General features: G+C 39.2%; 15 protein-coding genes. All 15 read left to right on the forward strand.

Annotation, left to right across the window (positions count from 1 at the left end):
• The first annotated feature begins 155 nt into the window (after positions 1 to 155).
• The 15 genes from L4D05_RS19920 to L4D05_RS19990 all read left to right on the forward strand — a co-directional run bounded on the left by L4D05_RS19920 (position 156) and on the right by L4D05_RS19990 (position 15,231).
• Positions 156 to 2,321, forward strand: a complete 2,166-nt coding sequence (locus tag L4D05_RS19920; protein ID WP_428795062.1) for a polysaccharide biosynthesis tyrosine autokinase — start codon at positions 156 to 158, stop codon at positions 2,319 to 2,321.
• Positions 2,322 to 2,631: 310 nt separating this feature from the next.
• Positions 2,632 to 3,729, forward strand: coding sequence for a dTDP-glucose 4,6-dehydratase (gene rfbB / locus L4D05_RS19925; protein ID WP_428795063.1), 1,098 nt, complete (start codon positions 2,632 to 2,634; stop codon positions 3,727 to 3,729).
• The gene (gene rfbA / locus L4D05_RS19930) at positions 3,729 to 4,625 is read left to right on the forward strand and encodes a glucose-1-phosphate thymidylyltransferase RfbA (protein ID WP_428795064.1); all 897 of its coding nucleotides are present in this window, start codon (positions 3,729 to 3,731) and stop codon (positions 4,623 to 4,625) included. The genes rfbB and rfbA overlap by 1 nt, the downstream gene beginning before the upstream one ends.
• Entirely contained in the window at positions 4,622 to 5,494 is an 873-nt protein-coding gene (gene rfbD / locus L4D05_RS19935) for a dTDP-4-dehydrorhamnose reductase (protein WP_428795065.1), read from the forward strand. Before rfbA ends, rfbD begins: the two co-directional genes overlap by 4 nt.
• A 12-nt stretch (positions 5,495 to 5,506) precedes the next feature.
• Positions 5,507 to 6,052: a dTDP-4-dehydrorhamnose 3,5-epimerase gene (gene rfbC, locus L4D05_RS19940; protein WP_428795066.1), complete on the forward strand. Its 546-nt coding sequence runs from the start codon at positions 5,507 to 5,509 to the stop codon at positions 6,050 to 6,052.
• Positions 6,049 to 6,828 (forward strand): glycosyltransferase family protein, encoded by a 780-nt coding sequence (locus tag L4D05_RS19945; protein ID WP_428795067.1) that lies wholly within the window; start codon positions 6,049 to 6,051, stop codon positions 6,826 to 6,828. Before rfbC ends, L4D05_RS19945 begins: the two co-directional genes overlap by 4 nt.
• Before the next feature lie 22 nt (positions 6,829 to 6,850).
• A complete protein-coding gene (locus L4D05_RS19950; protein WP_428795068.1) occupies positions 6,851 to 8,236 on the forward strand; it encodes a Coenzyme F420 hydrogenase/dehydrogenase, beta subunit C-terminal domain in 1,386 nt (461 codons plus the stop codon).
• Between the two features lie 23 nt (positions 8,237 to 8,259).
• Positions 8,260 to 9,351, forward strand: coding sequence for a hypothetical protein (locus L4D05_RS19955; protein ID WP_428795069.1), 1,092 nt, complete (start codon positions 8,260 to 8,262; stop codon positions 9,349 to 9,351).
• A complete protein-coding gene (locus L4D05_RS19960; RefSeq protein ID WP_428795070.1) occupies positions 9,329 to 10,480 on the forward strand; it encodes a polysaccharide pyruvyl transferase family protein in 1,152 nt (383 codons plus the stop codon). Before L4D05_RS19955 ends, L4D05_RS19960 begins: the two co-directional genes overlap by 23 nt.
• A 56-nt stretch (positions 10,481 to 10,536) precedes the next feature.
• Complete coding sequence (locus tag L4D05_RS19965) at positions 10,537 to 11,160, forward strand: hypothetical protein (protein ID WP_428795071.1); 624 nt, start codon at positions 10,537 to 10,539, stop codon at positions 11,158 to 11,160.
• Positions 11,151 to 12,260 (forward strand): hypothetical protein, encoded by a 1,110-nt coding sequence (locus L4D05_RS19970; RefSeq protein WP_428795072.1) that lies wholly within the window; start codon positions 11,151 to 11,153, stop codon positions 12,258 to 12,260. The genes L4D05_RS19965 and L4D05_RS19970 overlap by 10 nt, the downstream gene beginning before the upstream one ends.
• Entirely contained in the window at positions 12,241 to 13,329 is a 1,089-nt protein-coding gene (locus L4D05_RS19975) for a glycosyltransferase (protein ID WP_428795073.1), read from the forward strand. The genes L4D05_RS19970 and L4D05_RS19975 overlap by 20 nt, the downstream gene beginning before the upstream one ends.
• Positions 13,330 to 13,618: 289 nt before the next feature.
• Complete coding sequence (locus tag L4D05_RS19980) at positions 13,619 to 14,644, forward strand: transposase (RefSeq protein ID WP_428795074.1); 1,026 nt, start codon at positions 13,619 to 13,621, stop codon at positions 14,642 to 14,644.
• An 82-nt stretch (positions 14,645 to 14,726) separates the two neighbouring features.
• Positions 14,727 to 14,948: a TA system antitoxin ParD family protein gene (locus L4D05_RS19985; protein WP_428795075.1), complete on the forward strand. Its 222-nt coding sequence runs from the start codon at positions 14,727 to 14,729 to the stop codon at positions 14,946 to 14,948.
• Entirely contained in the window at positions 14,941 to 15,231 is a 291-nt protein-coding gene (locus L4D05_RS19990; RefSeq protein ID WP_428795076.1) for a type II toxin-antitoxin system RelE/ParE family toxin, read from the forward strand. The genes L4D05_RS19985 and L4D05_RS19990 overlap by 8 nt, the downstream gene beginning before the upstream one ends.
• The last annotated feature ends 23 nt before the right edge of the window (positions 15,232 to 15,254 follow it).

A 15,254-nucleotide genomic window follows, 5' to 3' on the forward strand; every position in this document is an offset into this window, starting at 1 on the left:
CCACAGGACCACAGGACCACAGGACCACAGGACCACAGGACCACAGGACCACAGGACCACAGGACCACAGGACCACAGGACCACAGGACCACAGGACCACAGGACCACAGGACCATTTACCCTTTAATCGCTTAAACTCCGGAACCTATTCCCCAATGCAGAACCAAAAACCATCCCAAAACTCCGTTTCCTCCGACGAAATCGATCTAGGTAAACTATTCGGCATCCTCCTAGACGCCAAATGGCTAATCATCGTCACTACCTTCGTATTCACCTGTTTCGGTATCGCTTTTGCGTTGTTATCTACGCCTATCTATAAAGCCGATGCGCTAATTCAGGTCGAGCAAAAGAGCGGTGGCATGTCTTCTTTGCTAAGTGAAGGCTTGGGAGACATGTTTGCACAAGAATCTTCTGCCACCACAGAAATTGAGTTGATTAAATCGCGTATGGTATTAGGCCAAACGGTGGACAAGCTTAACTTAACTACTGTCGCTGAGCCTAAGTACTTGCCAGTGATTGGTAAGGGTTTGGCGAGACTAACCGGAGAGCAAGCGTATATTGATGTAGGCCGTTTAGAGGTGGCTGAACGTTGGCACTATCTGGATGATCAAACACTACTGCTAGTACAAACCGATGATGATAATCGAGGTTTTGAACTGCGTGACGCACAAGATAACGTATTACTAACGGGTAAAGCAGGCGCAATTGCGGAAGGCAATGGCTACCGCGTGTTTGTCACTTACCTACAAGGTAAGCAAGGGCAAGAATATACCTTAGGGAAAAAGCCCAAAATTGATGCGATTACCGAGCTTCAGCAAGCGTTGTCTATTTCTGAGCGAGGCAAACAAACGGGCATTTTACAGTTGTCTCTTGAAGGGGAATACAAGCCTGTCATCGAGCGCATTGTTAACGACATTAGCCAAAACTACTTTTTGCAAAACGTGGCGCGCCAATCGGCAGAAGCCGAGAAGAGCTTGGAATTTTTGCAAGGTCACCTACCAGATATCAAAACCAGCCTAACGGCAGCAGAAGATACGCTGAATCAGTACCGTCAAGACAATGAGTCGGTCGACTTAGGGTTAGAAGCGCAATCCACCCTAAAGGTAATGGTAGAGCTAGAAGCGCAACTTAATGAGCTGACGTTTAAAGAAAGTGAAGTCAGCCAGCGCTTTACCAAAGATCACCCAGCGTATCGCTCGCTACTAGAAAAGCGCGAAACCTTATTAGGTGAGCGAGAGCGCTTAAACAAACAGATTCAAAAACTACCGAAAACACAACGTGCCGTATTACGCATGACGCGTGACGTAGAAGTGAACCAGCAGATCTACGTGCAGCTGCTTAATAAAGTACAAGAGCTGCGCATTATGAAGGCGGGCACCGTAGGTAATGTACGCATTGTCGATTCGGCGCAATCACACACTAATGCAGTGAAACCAAAGAAACCACTGATTGTGGTACTAGCAACGCTACTTGGCGGTATGCTAAGCGTGGCGTTTGTACTAGTAAAAGCCGCATTCCATAAAGGCGTAGAATCGCCAGATGAGATTGAAGCGATTGGCCTGCCGGTTTACGCCAGCGTACCTAAATCGGACATGCAGCTGCAACTCACGCACTTAGCCAAACGCCACAAAGGCAAAGACAAACTATTAGCAGAAAGCAACCCAGCCGATCTTTCTATTGAAGCGCTGCGCGGCCTACGTACTAGCTTGCACTTTGCCATGATGGAAGCGAAAAATAACATCCTAATGATCTCTGGCCCAGCGCCGGGTATTGGTAAGTCTTTTATTTCCACTAACTTTGCTGCTGTGGCCGCGAAAACCGGCCAAAAAGTGTTGTTGGTGGATGCGGATATGCGTAAAGGCTACCTACAAAAGCAATTTAACCTTAAGTGGGACGACGGCTTGTCTGAATTGTTAAGTGGCAAACTCACGACCGAGCAAGTCATTAAACCTACAGATATTGAAAACTTACATGTCATTACCCGTGGCCAAGTACCACCCAACCCATCTGAGCTACTAATGCACCCACGCTTTCAAGACTTTGTGGAGTGGAGCTCGGCAAATTACGACCTAGTGATTATTGATACCCCGCCAGTGCTTGCTGTAACAGATCCAAGTATTGTTGGGGCATTAGCCGGGACCACTTTAATGGTGGCACGCTATGGCCAAAATACCCTAAAAGAGATTGAAGTGGCGCAAGGGCGCTTTGAGCAATCCGGTATTGAGGTAAAAGGCGTGATCTTTAATGCGATAGAGAAAAAGGCGTCTAGTGGTTACGGCTATGGGTATTATAACTATGCGTATACGAGTGATGATAAATAGGTGTAGCAGCCTATTTTCAAACGCTACTTTCCCCATTATATCGTCATCCTCGCGAAAGCGAGGATCTCCAAAAGCGGATAGTTAACTAAATTGGGGATACCTATTGGGGCGGTTTTTAAAAAGTCAGCAAAATCTAGGTTTTATATGGGATTGTCCAAAATAGACTGTCTCAAAATGAATAAAAAGTGTCTCAGCTCCTAAAAAATACTGAGATGAAAAAGCTCAAAAATCACCAATTAAAAAAATCATTTCATTGCAAACCATGGCGTTTGCATCATGGAAATAACCATTTCAACGTAGGCTTAAATCAGTGAAAATTCTAGTTACCGGAGGCGCAGGTTTTATCGGCTCAGCCGTCGTGCGTCATATTATTGAGAACACCACCGACAGTGTTGTGAATGTGGATTGCCTGACATACGCAGGCAATCTTGAATCACTTATCTCAGTGGAGGTAAGTGAGCGCTATGCGTTTGAGCAAGTGAACATTTGTGACAGAGCTGCACTGGATCGTGTATTTGCCAAGCATCAACCTGATGCCGTCATGCACTTAGCAGCAGAAAGCCATGTAGACCGTTCGATCACAGGCCCCGCAGCATTCATTGAAACCAATATTGTGGGCACTTATACGCTGCTAGAAGCGACGCGTGACTATTGGAACATATTGGATGAATCGGCGAAACAAGCATTTCGCTTCCACCACATTTCAACGGATGAAGTGTATGGTGATTTACCTCACCCTGATGAAGTGGAAGCCGGTGCAGAGCTGCCAATGTTCTTAGAAACAACGTCGTATGAACCATCAAGTCCTTACTCTGCGTCAAAAGCATCAAGTGACCACCTAGTTCGCGCCTGGTTGCGTACATACGGTCTACCGACCATGGTGACCAATTGCTCAAACAATTACGGTCCTTACCACTTTCCTGAAAAACTCATTCCTTTAGTGATTTTAAATGCACTCGACGGTAAAGAGCTGCCTATCTACGGTAAAGGCGATCAAATTCGAGATTGGCTGTTTGTCGAAGACCACGCTCGTGCGCTTTATAAAGTTGTGACTGAAGGTAAAGTGGGTGAAACCTACAACATTGGCGGTCATAACGAAAAACAAAATCTTGAAGTGGTGCAAACCATATGTTCGATTCTAGACGCGTTAGTGCCAAAAGAAATTGGATACGCTGAGCAAATCACTTATGTGCAAGACAGACCAGGACATGACCGCCGTTACGCGATTGATTCTAGCAAGATGCAACGAGAATTAAATTGGACGCCAGAAGAGACCTTTGAAACCGGGCTAAAGAAAACCGTTCAATGGTACTTGGATAACAGCGAGTGGTGTCAACATGTGCAAGATGGTAGTTACCAGCGTGAACGCTTAGGTGTAGAGTCAACAGAAGCTAAGGAAAGCAAATAATGAAAGGGATTGTTTTAGCGGGTGGCTCTGGTACACGCCTCTACCCACTTACTCGTGGTACATCAAAGCAGATGTTACCAATCTACGACAAACCAATGATTTTTTACCCAATTTCAACGCTGATGCTGGCGGGTATTCGTGATATTTTAATTATTACGACACCAGAAGACCAAGCTGGTTTTAAGAGATTACTGGGTGATGGGTCAGACTACGGTGTTAACTTTGAATACAAAGTACAGCCAAGTCCAGATGGCTTAGCACAAGCATTTATCATTGGTGAAGAGTTTATTGGTGATGATTCGGTGTGCTTAGTACTTGGTGACAACATCTATTACGGTCAATCATTTAGTGAGCAGCTAAAGCGTGCTGGTGAGCTAACCTCACAAGGTTTAGCTACGGTATTTGGTTATCAAGTCAAAGATCCTGAACGCTTTGGTGTTGTCGAGTTTGATGAAACAATGAAAGCCGTCTCGATAGAAGAAAAGCCAGTTGAACCAAAGTCAAACTACGCAGTAACGGGACTCTATTTTTACGATAATCGTGTTGTTGAGATGGCAAAGCATGTCAAGCCCTCTCATCGTGGTGAACTTGAAATCACAACGCTTAATGAGATGTACCTAAATGATGGCTCTTTAAATGTTGAACTGTTAGGTCGTGGTTTCGCATGGCTTGATACCGGTACTCACGAAAGTTTGCATGAGGCTTCATCATTTGTTCAAACCATTGAAAATGTTCAAGGGTTGAAAGTGGCTTGCCTTGAAGAGATAGCATGGCGCAACCAATGGTTAAGTGATGAAGCATTGCTAGAAATCGCAGAGCCAATGATGAAAAACGAGTATGGCCAATATTTGACTCGATTGGTTAGTGAGAAAAGTAACAAGGCAGTGTCGCGATGAAAGTATTGATAACCGGAAGCCAGGGCCAGGTGGGGCAATGCTTGGTTAATCTATTATCTGAGCGTAATGACATTGAAGTGGTGGCCTATGATCGTGACCAGCTAGATATCACGAGTGAACAACAGGTGCAAATAACTCTGACTGAGCTCAAGCCCGATGTAATTATCAATGCCGCGGCGCATACGGCGGTGGACAAAGCGGAAACAGACATCGAGATGAGTTATGCCATAAATCGCAATGGCCCGCTCTACTTAGCGCAAGCCGCGCAATCTCTGGATGCGTTGCTTCTGCATATTTCAACCGATTATGTGTTTGATGGTGATAAGCTAGAGCCTTATGTGGAAACTGATACCCCAAACCCGAAAGGTGTCTATGGCCAAAGCAAGCTTGCTGGTGAAGAGGCTGTTGCTGAGCATTGTTCTCGTTATGCGATTTTACGTACAGCCTGGGTCTTTGGAGAGCACGGCAATAACTTTGTAAAAACCATGCTTCGTCTTGGAAAAGAACGTCCAGAGCTTGGAATTATTGGTGACCAGTTTGGCGGGCCGACCTATGCGGGTGATATCGCTAAAGCATTAGTGACTATGATGGGTAAGTTTGAGAGCCAGGAGCAATCGGGTATTTATCACTTTTCAGGTACGCCGCATGTAAGTTGGTATCAGTTTGCTAAAGCGATTTTTACCGCTGCAGAGCGGCATGGGGCGCTAGGGAATATACCGAACGTTAATGAAATTACGGCTGACCAGTACCCATTGCCCGCGCCACGTCCGGTAAATTCACGGTTGGACGGTTCTAAGGTACAAAACGTATTTGGAATTACGTCAAGTGATTGGCAAGCTGCTCTTAATAATATTAAAGCCTACGGCTAGGTATCAGACATCATGAAAGTAATCGAAACAAATATCCCAGATGTAAAAATAATTGAGCCACAAGTATTTGGTGATGAACGTGGTTTTTTTATGGAAACTTGGCAGCAGAAAAAATTTGAAGAGTTGGTAACGGGAAAGCCAACGACCTTTGTACAGGATAATCATTCTAAATCGAGTAAAGGGATTTTACGTGGTTTGCATTACCAGACTGAGAATACCCAAGGTAAACTGGTTCGAGTGATGTCTGGCGAAGTATTTGACGTTGCTGTTGATGTTCGTAAAGATTCTCCGACGTTTGGTCAGTGGGTTGGTGTCTACTTATCGGCCGAGAATAAGCGACAGTTGTGGGTCCCTGAAGGCTTTGCGCATGGGTTTTATGTGACTAGTGATGAGGCTGAGTTTGTTTATAAGTGTACAGATTACTACAACCCACAATATGAAGTAAGCTTAAAATGGAATGATCCTGTGCTAAATATATCTTGGCCTAGTGATAAAGTACCTTGCCTCTCAGAAAAAGACTTGAATGGCGTTCTTTTCTCAAATGTAGTTGCTTTATGATGAAAGTATATATATCTATAGTGTCACATGGGCATGAAGAAATTATTAAATCATTATCGACTGTTAAGAAATTAAGTAATGACTATATTGTAGTGATAAAAAGCAACACTCCTTCTGATGACTTTACAAGTTACATAGATGAAAATACGCATTGGCTGGATAATAAAGACTCTTATGGTCTAGGTTTTGGTGCTAATAATAACTATGTGTACAATTATTGTAAAAAGCTGTCGATGAACGATGATGACATTTTTATTGTTTTAAATCCAGACGTGAACATAAAAAATAGCATGGTAGTGAGATTAATTGAAGAAATGGTTGAGTATAACTCTTCATTATCAGCTATAAATTTGTATTTAGATGAAGCGAATACAAAGTATGATAACTCCATAAGAGAATTTCCTACATTTGTCAACTTCGTTAAATCTTTTATTGGTTTTGGCAATGACTCAGTAATAGATAAAAATAAAATCACGACTACTAGTAAAGTGGATTGGGCGGCAGGGTCATTCTTGGCTTTTAAATCCAAGCATTATGGCGAGATTGGCGGTTTTGATGAATCATACTACATGTATTGTGAAGATATTGATATTTGTTATAGGAGTAAATTGCTCGGAAAATCGGTACTTTATCACCCTGATGTAGTAGCAACTCACTTTGCGGGTCATAAAAACAGGAACATTTTGTCAAAGCACTTTTTATGGCACCTAAAAAGCACGATGAGATTTTTAATGAGGAAAAAAATAGCTCTAAATACTAAAAGTAGTTTGTTATAAAAATTATTTAATGGGTGTCAATGTGAAAAACATAAAAGAAGTTATGGCTTCAGATATGTGCTATGGGTGTGGCGCATGTGTCAAAGGTGGTAACACTGTGATGCAAGAAAATGAGAAAGGTTTTTTTGTTCCACAAGAAGTCGATAAATCAAAGTTCAAAGAGTTCTGTGGCATGTCTGATAGCTCTATGACAGAAGATAAGATCGTTGATTTGAAGAAAGAAAAGTGGGATTCTTTACAAGAGTGTAAGGCTATTGGTTTCTATAAAAATATTTATCTTGGCTATGGCCTGGATTATAAGGAAAGGTTTGGTTCATCAGGTGGTGGGATATTAACTGAGCTTCTTGTTGAACTATTAGGTAATCACACTATAGATTATGTAGTTCATGTTGGTCCGACTAATAGTTCATTTGGCTATAAGATATCTAAGACTGAGAGCGATATCAGAGGTAATAAAAAATCACACTATTATCCCTGCCCTATGAATGAAGTTCTTGAAGAAATACGAAACCAAAAAGGGAAGTTTGTCTTTGTCGGGATACCGTGCATTGTATCAACCTTTAACAGAATAATTCAAAAAGATGAAAGTCTCAGGGCTAATTGTAAATATACATTTGGCATTGTGTGTGGTCACTTAAAATCGACCTTATTTGCTGATTATATAATAAATAGAACCAAGAAAAATACAAGCAAGAAAGTTGATAGGGTTATATATAGAGAGAGTGATTCACTAGCTAGAGCAAATGAATATCGCATGGGTGTTCTATATGAGGATGGCAGTAAAGACACTAAGCCTGTAATGAATATACCTGGAACTAACTGGGGGGAAAGTTACTTTAAAATGAATTCTTGTGATTATTGTGATGATATTTACAATGAAACAGCAGATATAGTGTTTGGGGATGCTTGGCTCAAGGACTATATAAAGAGTGGTGATGGGGCAAATATAATTGTTGTACGAGATGGGTACCTAGATAATGTATTGGTTAACATGATGGAAGCGGGTAAGATTTTTCTAACTGATGGCGATGAAAGTGATGCTCTGAAAGCACAAGATGCCACTATTCGTCATAGAACTGATGGTCTTTCTTATCGGCTTTATAAAAGAAAGTCCAAAAATCTATGGAGTCCTAAAAAAAGAGTAGCTCCTGATAATAACTGGGATTATCATCAAAAAAGAATTTGGGATATGAGGGAGGAAATGACATTAAAATCTGCCCTTTATTATAATGCCTCTTCAAGTATGTTTCTTTTTGATATGAAGATGTGGAAACTTCGGAGGGAGTACTTTAATCTTTATAAGCCTAAGAAATATAAGTATATTCCTGTTGAGTTATATAGGTTGCTTCAACATGTAAAATCAGCTCTATTAAAGGTTTGGAAGGGGATGAATAAATCAAAACACTAATATCTCAACTTAGCATAAAATTTGTGCCTTTTGTTTTTTTTGTGCTTGTAACATTAGGGTTCGAATCAGAAATTGCAACGAAAGTATTTTCGTTTTTGCTTTGTTTTGGCGTTTTATCTTCATTTGTGAACTTTTCTTTTCCAATTATTGGTTTGAAATTTATAAAAGATAATGGGTGTCATAACAGGGTGTTTGTAAATATTTTAAGTGCAAAAATATTAGTGTGGATTTTCATTTGCGTAGCTATAACTATAGTAGTCCCATTTACTGATTTTGAATATGGCTTTCAGTTGGCACTAGTTTTGTTAGTGGTTGCTTTTGATAGGGAGTATATTAATTTTTACTTAGGAAGAAATAGGACTCTTATTTATTCTGCAATGTGCTCAGCTTCTATTACCATCCTAGGGTGGGCAACCTTGGTTAATAATGAGGTTGATGCAATTGGTGTTTATATTGCTTCTACATTTAGTTATGTATTAGTTCAGTATATTCGAGGAAGAAAAGAAATAAATTTGTCTACGCCTAATAAGACTTTTGTTTTTAAGTTGTTTCTAGATGGGTGGAGATTATTTGTTTCTACATGGTCAATATACGCTCTTCAACGATCACCAGTACTATTGGCTATGGGATTGGCTCCAGGCAATTTTTTTTACTTCATTACAATTGCAGATAAGCTCAATGAGATTATTAGGATTTTTCTCTCTACGGTTCATAGAATGATTTTAAAAAAACAGCTTCAAGGGAGAAGGGAAAGCCAGAAGTTAAATATACTTAAAGTACTGTCGTTTGTGCTGGTGTTGTTAGCCATTTCTGTTTTTATAATGCAGGTCGAATATCCTTATAAGCTTATTTCTTTTTGTTTCTTAGCTTTGTCTTTTATGAATTTTCAAAACATTTATGGACTAAATGGGTTGTATGTTATTGGGAAGGATGGATATATAGTTACGGCCAATTTTATTTCTTTGCTAATTATGGTGGCTGCTAGTTTTCTGTGTTATGATTATTTTGAATTGAAACCAGAATTTATTTTATTATGTTACTTAGTGTCTGAGTTTGCAAACTGTTCACTAAGGTTTATTTTTTGGAAGAAAAATGAAAAAAATTGTATTTATTAATCAACATGGTTCCAATAAAGGGGACTACGCTGCATTTCAATCTCAACTAGAGATCATCTCAGTTATGCATGAAGGGGTACTTGTTAATTTAACAGTAGTGTATAACGTAACAAAGTGTCCATTTGATATTGATGAGTATAAAAATATAAAAATCACTCATATGATAGACGATACTACCAGTAAGCTTGAGAAGTTATATTATAGAGTCGCTACTATTTTTGATGTGTTTAACTATTTGTCTCCCTCTAAATATATAACTGACGTTAAGTTGGTTGTATCACAGGCTGACGAGATATATTTGGCTAATGGTGGTGCTAATCTAGGTGTGTACACAGATTGGCGATATTTGTGGAGGCTATCTATAGCATCGGTAAATAATAATTTGTGTTCTTTTGGTAATAGTATTGGAGACTCTAAATCAAAGTTATTTGACAAACTAAAGTTTAAAGTACTTCGTAAATTCAAGTCCTATCTAGTCAGAGATTTAACGTCGCAAGAATACTTGGAAAAGCATAATATTTCTTGTGTGCCAACTCTTGATGTTGTCTATGCACAAACATCTAATCTTTATGACTCAGGTGAAAAATATGATTCTAATAGTAAGTTTGTAGTGTTTACCCCCAATGAACTGCATAATTGGCATCCAGACTTTGAGGGGAACAATTTAGAAGAGGAGTATGTTCGAGTTATTAATAAGTTGATTTCTCGAGGTTTGCATGTGGTTCTTCTTCCTCAGTTATTCTCAGATAATCATATTTCAGATGAAAAATTCTATTTAGATCTTGTGTCAAAATGTAATGAACCTAGTTTTTGTGATGTGATTCCTTCGGATAGTTCTATTCAGGAACAGCTAGCTGTAATTTCAAAGTGTGAATATGTCATTGGGGGGCGTTACCACTCACTGGTTTTTGCTCTATCTCAAGATAAGCCAGTTATATCTTTAAGCTACGAATCTAAAATGTCAGGCATGATGAGATATTTTGGTTTAGATGAGTACTCCATGAATGTAAGTGAGTTCAGTTTTGAGAGGTTATTTGAACTGACCGACTCTTTAGATAGAGAAGATAGTAAATTTGAGGTATCTAATCAGGCTCATAAAGTGGTTAGTAAGGCGTTAAGTAGTTTATGATAACTATCTCAGTTGTTTGCTACTACATCAAGAACTTATCGAAGATCGATAGGTTCTTGATAGAAATTGCAAAAGAAGAAAATGTAAATATTAACGTTAATTATTATTTAAATAGTAAGGTCGATTTCGACACTGAAGGAATTGATAGCTTAAACTATTATGATGATAGTAATTCTCTGGATTTTGGTGCATACAATGAGATCATATCAACCTCGAAGGATCGAGTGTCATTAGTAATTAATGATACATTCTTTACCAAGCATATGTATACTAACGAGCTCAAGGAGATTTTGAGGCGCTGTGATTATATTTATAGTGAAAATATAGATAAGTCAATTTTAATTGGTCCTTATAGGCAGTGTAATTATCGATTCAAAGCAACTCAAAATGAGTTTGTAGCGACCTATTTGTTTGCTTTTAATAGGGCGTTTGCTAATTCCTACCGTGAGGCTTACCTTCAGGATAAGAGTAAATACGACCAAATTATATCTATATATAAGTACTATTTACATGGCTCTATACCTAGAGATAAAAATCTTGCTAAGTTTAATGCTGTTGTATATGAGCGCATTGTTAGTGAAGTGGCGTTCAATAATGGTGTTATTTGGTACCTAGATTTTGGTCTTTTTGAACGGCTAAAAAATATGATAGTTAGAAGGTTGACAGTAAATTGGAAGTAACTATATTTCTATTTATGTTTTTTGTTCTTCCAGAGACGCTTATGTTCTTTGGTGCTACGTCAATAACTATACCTGTAATATTTTCGCTATTGCTAGTTTTGTTATATCTATTTTTAACCAAAACCAAGCTACCAATAGCTAATTGGGCTGCATCGGCATCATTATTTGCTGTTGGCTTAGCTTACATTTTGTCTATTTCATCTAGTAGTGGCATGTTCATACTTAAGTCTTTTTCAGAGGTCTTATTTATCGGTGCACTGTTTTTATTAGGTAGAATAGAGTTGAGTTGTAATTCTAAAAGGCTAACAAATTTTTCTATAGCAATGCTTATATTTATTTTAATGTCGCCGTTCCATGCTCTAGGGGAGGGGGTTTTTAATAAACCTGTATTTCCGTTTATTGAGCCCTCACATTTTTCTATATTTCTGGGTTATGTTTATTTCTTGTCTGTCGGCTATAAGGTACATGTTAGTAAATCGGTTTCAGTATTGTGTCTTTTTATAATATTAGTTTTGTATACTAATTTGATGGCATTGATTGTTATAGCTACGATAGTTTGTCATTTAGTATATAGAAAACACTGGTTATTGGCTGTTTTTCCAGCATTCGTTCTTGTAATGTTCTTGTTTACACCAGTTGCATCTAGTTTCTTGCCTAATGAGTTATACCAACGAATATCTTTATCAGAAGAAAATTTGTCATCACTTGTTTACTTGTCCGGAATCGATAATATTTTAAGTGTTTTTAGGGAGCACAAACTATTTGGTAATGGTTTTGCTTCCCTGGGTTATGTTGATTTTGATAATGAGTATCAATCAACCATAATGCAACTAACAGGTAGTTATATTAATTTGTATGATGGTTCTTTTATTTTCTCTAAGTTAGTTTATCAGTTCGGTATTTTTTCGGTTTTTTATACACTTATCTTATTGATGATTTCATTTGAGGTTTTAAATGGAAGGGCACCTAAGGGATACTATTGGTCTATATTAATGTTTCCGGTTGAATTTTTTATAAGGTCTCCTGGTCTTATCTCTGGTGGATTTGTTCTATTTTATATGGTGTGTAATCAGTGGTATTATGAAAAGAATAGTAATTAGCGCGGTAAATTTGGTGGATGGTGGTACATTTTCAATTTTAAATGACCTGGTCCATAGTATTAGTTTCTCTAAAGAATGTCATTATTATATTTTAGTTCATTCAAAGAAGCTATTTGAAGGTCATGCTTTGGCTAGTAACATATCATTGTTGGAGTATCCAGATATTAAGTCCAGTTGGCTTAAGAGAATATATTTTGAGTATTTCCAAGTAAAGAAGTTAGCAGTTGAATTAAAAGCTGATTTTTGGCTATCTTTGCATGATATTTCTCCCAAGTTACCAAAAGGAGTGCAGTCTGCTGTTTATTGTCATAACCCAACGCCATTTGCTGAAAAGAGGTTAATTGACATATTGTATGACCCTAAGTACTTTCTTTTTACCATTTTCTACAGAGCGCTTTATAAGATTAATATCTCAAGTAATAAATATGTTTTTGTACAGCAGCAATGGATAGCAGATGAATTTTCTAAGTTTGTACCGAGAGAAAAGATTATTGTTACAAAACCAGGTGTCGTTTTAGAGCGTAATAAAAAAGTAAATAGCTTAGATACTAGTACATTCTTTTTTCCATCTTATGCTAGGCCTTTTAAAAATTTTGAAGTGTTGTTAGAGGCTGTGTCCATTTTAGAGAAAAAAAGAGTTTCAAATTTTCGTGTTTACGTCACTATTGACGGGACAGAGAATTTATATACTAAAAGGCTGATAGATAAATACCATAGATTATCTTCTGTTACTTTCTTAGGGCGAGTTTCAAGAGAAAAGGTGGCTTCAATATTTGAAGAGGCAGGAACTTTAGTTTTTCCATCAAAGTTAGAAACCTGGGGGTTGCCTATTTCTGAAGCAAAAGAATTTTCCTTGTCACTATTGGTTGCTGACCTCCCCTATGCAAAAGAAACAGTAGGGAACTATGATAAAGTTTCGTTTTTCTCTCCAAATGATCCATCTAAGCTCGCATCACTTATGCTAGATACAATCAAAGGCGAAATAAAATATGAAGGGAATGCTTATGTGATGGAAAAATTCTACACTGTAGGCGGTTGGGAGTCTTTTATTGATCTGGTGAAAAAATAGAAGTTAACCTTTTTTGTATTCCTATCATTGTTTTTCTACACTAAGATCATCGAAAAATACAGGACATCCAGTATAGGACACCCATGTATTTGACGCTCTCCCAATCCCCAACTAGGCTTACTTTATCTGTTTAGATTTTGTTCACTTGGTGGTTAGGATGACGCAAGCTCGCTCAACTCAAGTATCTCTTCAATACGGAAAATACAGGACACCCATGTATTTGACGTCCTCCCAATCTCCAACTAGGCTTACTTTATCTGTTTAGATTTTGTTCACTTTGGTGGTTAGGATGACGCAAGCTCGCTCAACTCAAGTATCTCTTCAAGACACGGCGCACTATCACTGTATTTCACGGTGTGTGCGCCGTGCTTTTTTGTGCGGCGAAGATGCTTACTCAGGAAAAAGCTTTGAGCATCGCCGGCTTTGGCTGGTAGAACGCATGCGTTTGCTAAGCCAGGTGTTTGCCATTGATGTGTGTGCGTATGCCATTATGTCCAATCACTATCATTTAGTGCTGCATGTGAATACGGCTTCGGCAGAGTCTTGGAGCCATCAAGAGGTCGCACAGCGGTGGACAACGTTATACAAGGCGCCTTTGTTGGTAAGTCGCTGGCTGGGTGATGAGTTAACGTCCAAAGCTGAAATCAACAAAACACTGGCGCTTATTGACGAATGGCGAGAGCGCTTAACCGATATCTCTTGGTTTATGCGCAATATTAACGAGTTTGTCGCTCGCGAAGCCAATAAAGAAGAAGGGTGTAAAGGTCGCTTCTGGGAAGGGCGCTTTAAGTCGCAGGCGTTGTTGGATGAAAAAGCACTGCTAAGCTGCATGGCTTATGTGGATTTAAATCCTGTTCGCGCCGATATGGCGAGTTCTCTTGAAGAGTCGGAGTTCACTTCCATTTATGAGCGCATTCATTCTGTCGCGTGTAAAGGGGATGCCGGGCGAGGAGAGGTTACCCGTTTACCAGCTAAAGGCCTTGTCGGCTTTTTAGGTAATGAGCGAGAAACACCGTCCTCGGTCTTTTCCAAAATAGGTGGAATCGAATTTTCTTTGTTGGATTATTTAGCGTTAGTAGAGGAATTAGGTCAAGCGGTGCGGCCAAACAAGCGAGGGTTCATTCAGCCAAGCCAAAACACGCTTCTTGAGCGGTTAACGATGAATGCCGAAGAATGGTTGAAGCTTTCAGAAAGCTTTGGTGGCAAATTTCGCTGCGCTGTTGGGTCAGCTCAAGAATTAAAGAGTTATGCGCAGCATACAAACCGGGCATGGGTGGCGGGCAAGTCCTCAATGGACGTTATTTGCCAATCTTAAAGTAAAGCAATGGTTACACTTGCCACGATCGTGGTAAATTACTACAATTGTGGTAACTTAAATCTTTTGGCGAGGCTCTATTATGGCAACTTCAAGCGTTCGTATCGATCAGGAGCTTTTTGAAAAAGCGGCGATTATGGCAAAAGCACTCAACAGAACCACACCCAAGCAGATTGAGCATTGGGCGAAGATTGGCGAAATGATGGAAGATAATCCAGACTTGCCTTATGAATTTGTTAAGCAAGCAATTATTGCGAAAGCAGAAAAAGAGGCTGGTAAGTCAGAGGCTTACAGCTTTGACTAAAATTACCACTGTACTTCAAACGCCTAGTTTTAAGAAAGCGGTAAAAAAACTGCACAAGAACCAAAAAAGTGATCTCGATAACGCTATCAGAGAGTTAATGAAAGATCCGTATTTAGGTGAAGAAAAGAAAGGTGACCTCTCTTTTCTTCGTGTCCATAAGTTTAAAATGGTTAAGCAACTCACCTTGCTTGGCTATAGCTATGAGGACGATACGGTAACGTTAGAGCTTATGGCACTGGGATCACATGAGAACTTTTATCGAGATGTAAAAAGGTTCTATTGAGTTACACCGTAGAGTGTGGCGGT

Origin of the sequence: Vibrio nomapromontoriensis (assembly GCF_050337205.1) — a bacterium.
GTDB classification, from domain to species: domain Bacteria; phylum Pseudomonadota; class Gammaproteobacteria; order Enterobacterales; family Vibrionaceae; genus Vibrio; species Vibrio nomapromontoriensis.

Coding starts and splice junctions, on each gene's coding strand:
- rfbA (WP_428795064.1), top strand. CDS start 3,729: ATGAAAGGGATTGTTTTAGCGGGTGGCTCTGGTACACGCCTCTACCCA.
- L4D05_RS19960 (WP_428795070.1), top strand. CDS start 9,329: ATGAAAAAAATTGTATTTATTAATCAACATGGTTCCAATAAAGGGGAC.
- L4D05_RS19980 (WP_428795074.1), top strand. CDS start 13,619: ATGACGCAAGCTCGCTCAACTCAAGTATCTCTTCAAGACACGGCGCAC.
- L4D05_RS19945 (WP_428795067.1), top strand. CDS start 6,049: ATGATGAAAGTATATATATCTATAGTGTCACATGGGCATGAAGAAATT.
- L4D05_RS19985 (WP_428795075.1), top strand. CDS start 14,727: ATGGCAACTTCAAGCGTTCGTATCGATCAGGAGCTTTTTGAAAAAGCG.
- L4D05_RS19975 (WP_428795073.1), top strand. CDS start 12,241: ATGAAAAGAATAGTAATTAGCGCGGTAAATTTGGTGGATGGTGGTACA.
- L4D05_RS19920 (WP_428795062.1), top strand. CDS start 156: ATGCAGAACCAAAAACCATCCCAAAACTCCGTTTCCTCCGACGAAATC.
- rfbC (WP_428795066.1), top strand. CDS start 5,507: ATGAAAGTAATCGAAACAAATATCCCAGATGTAAAAATAATTGAGCCA.
- rfbD (WP_428795065.1), top strand. CDS start 4,622: ATGAAAGTATTGATAACCGGAAGCCAGGGCCAGGTGGGGCAATGCTTG.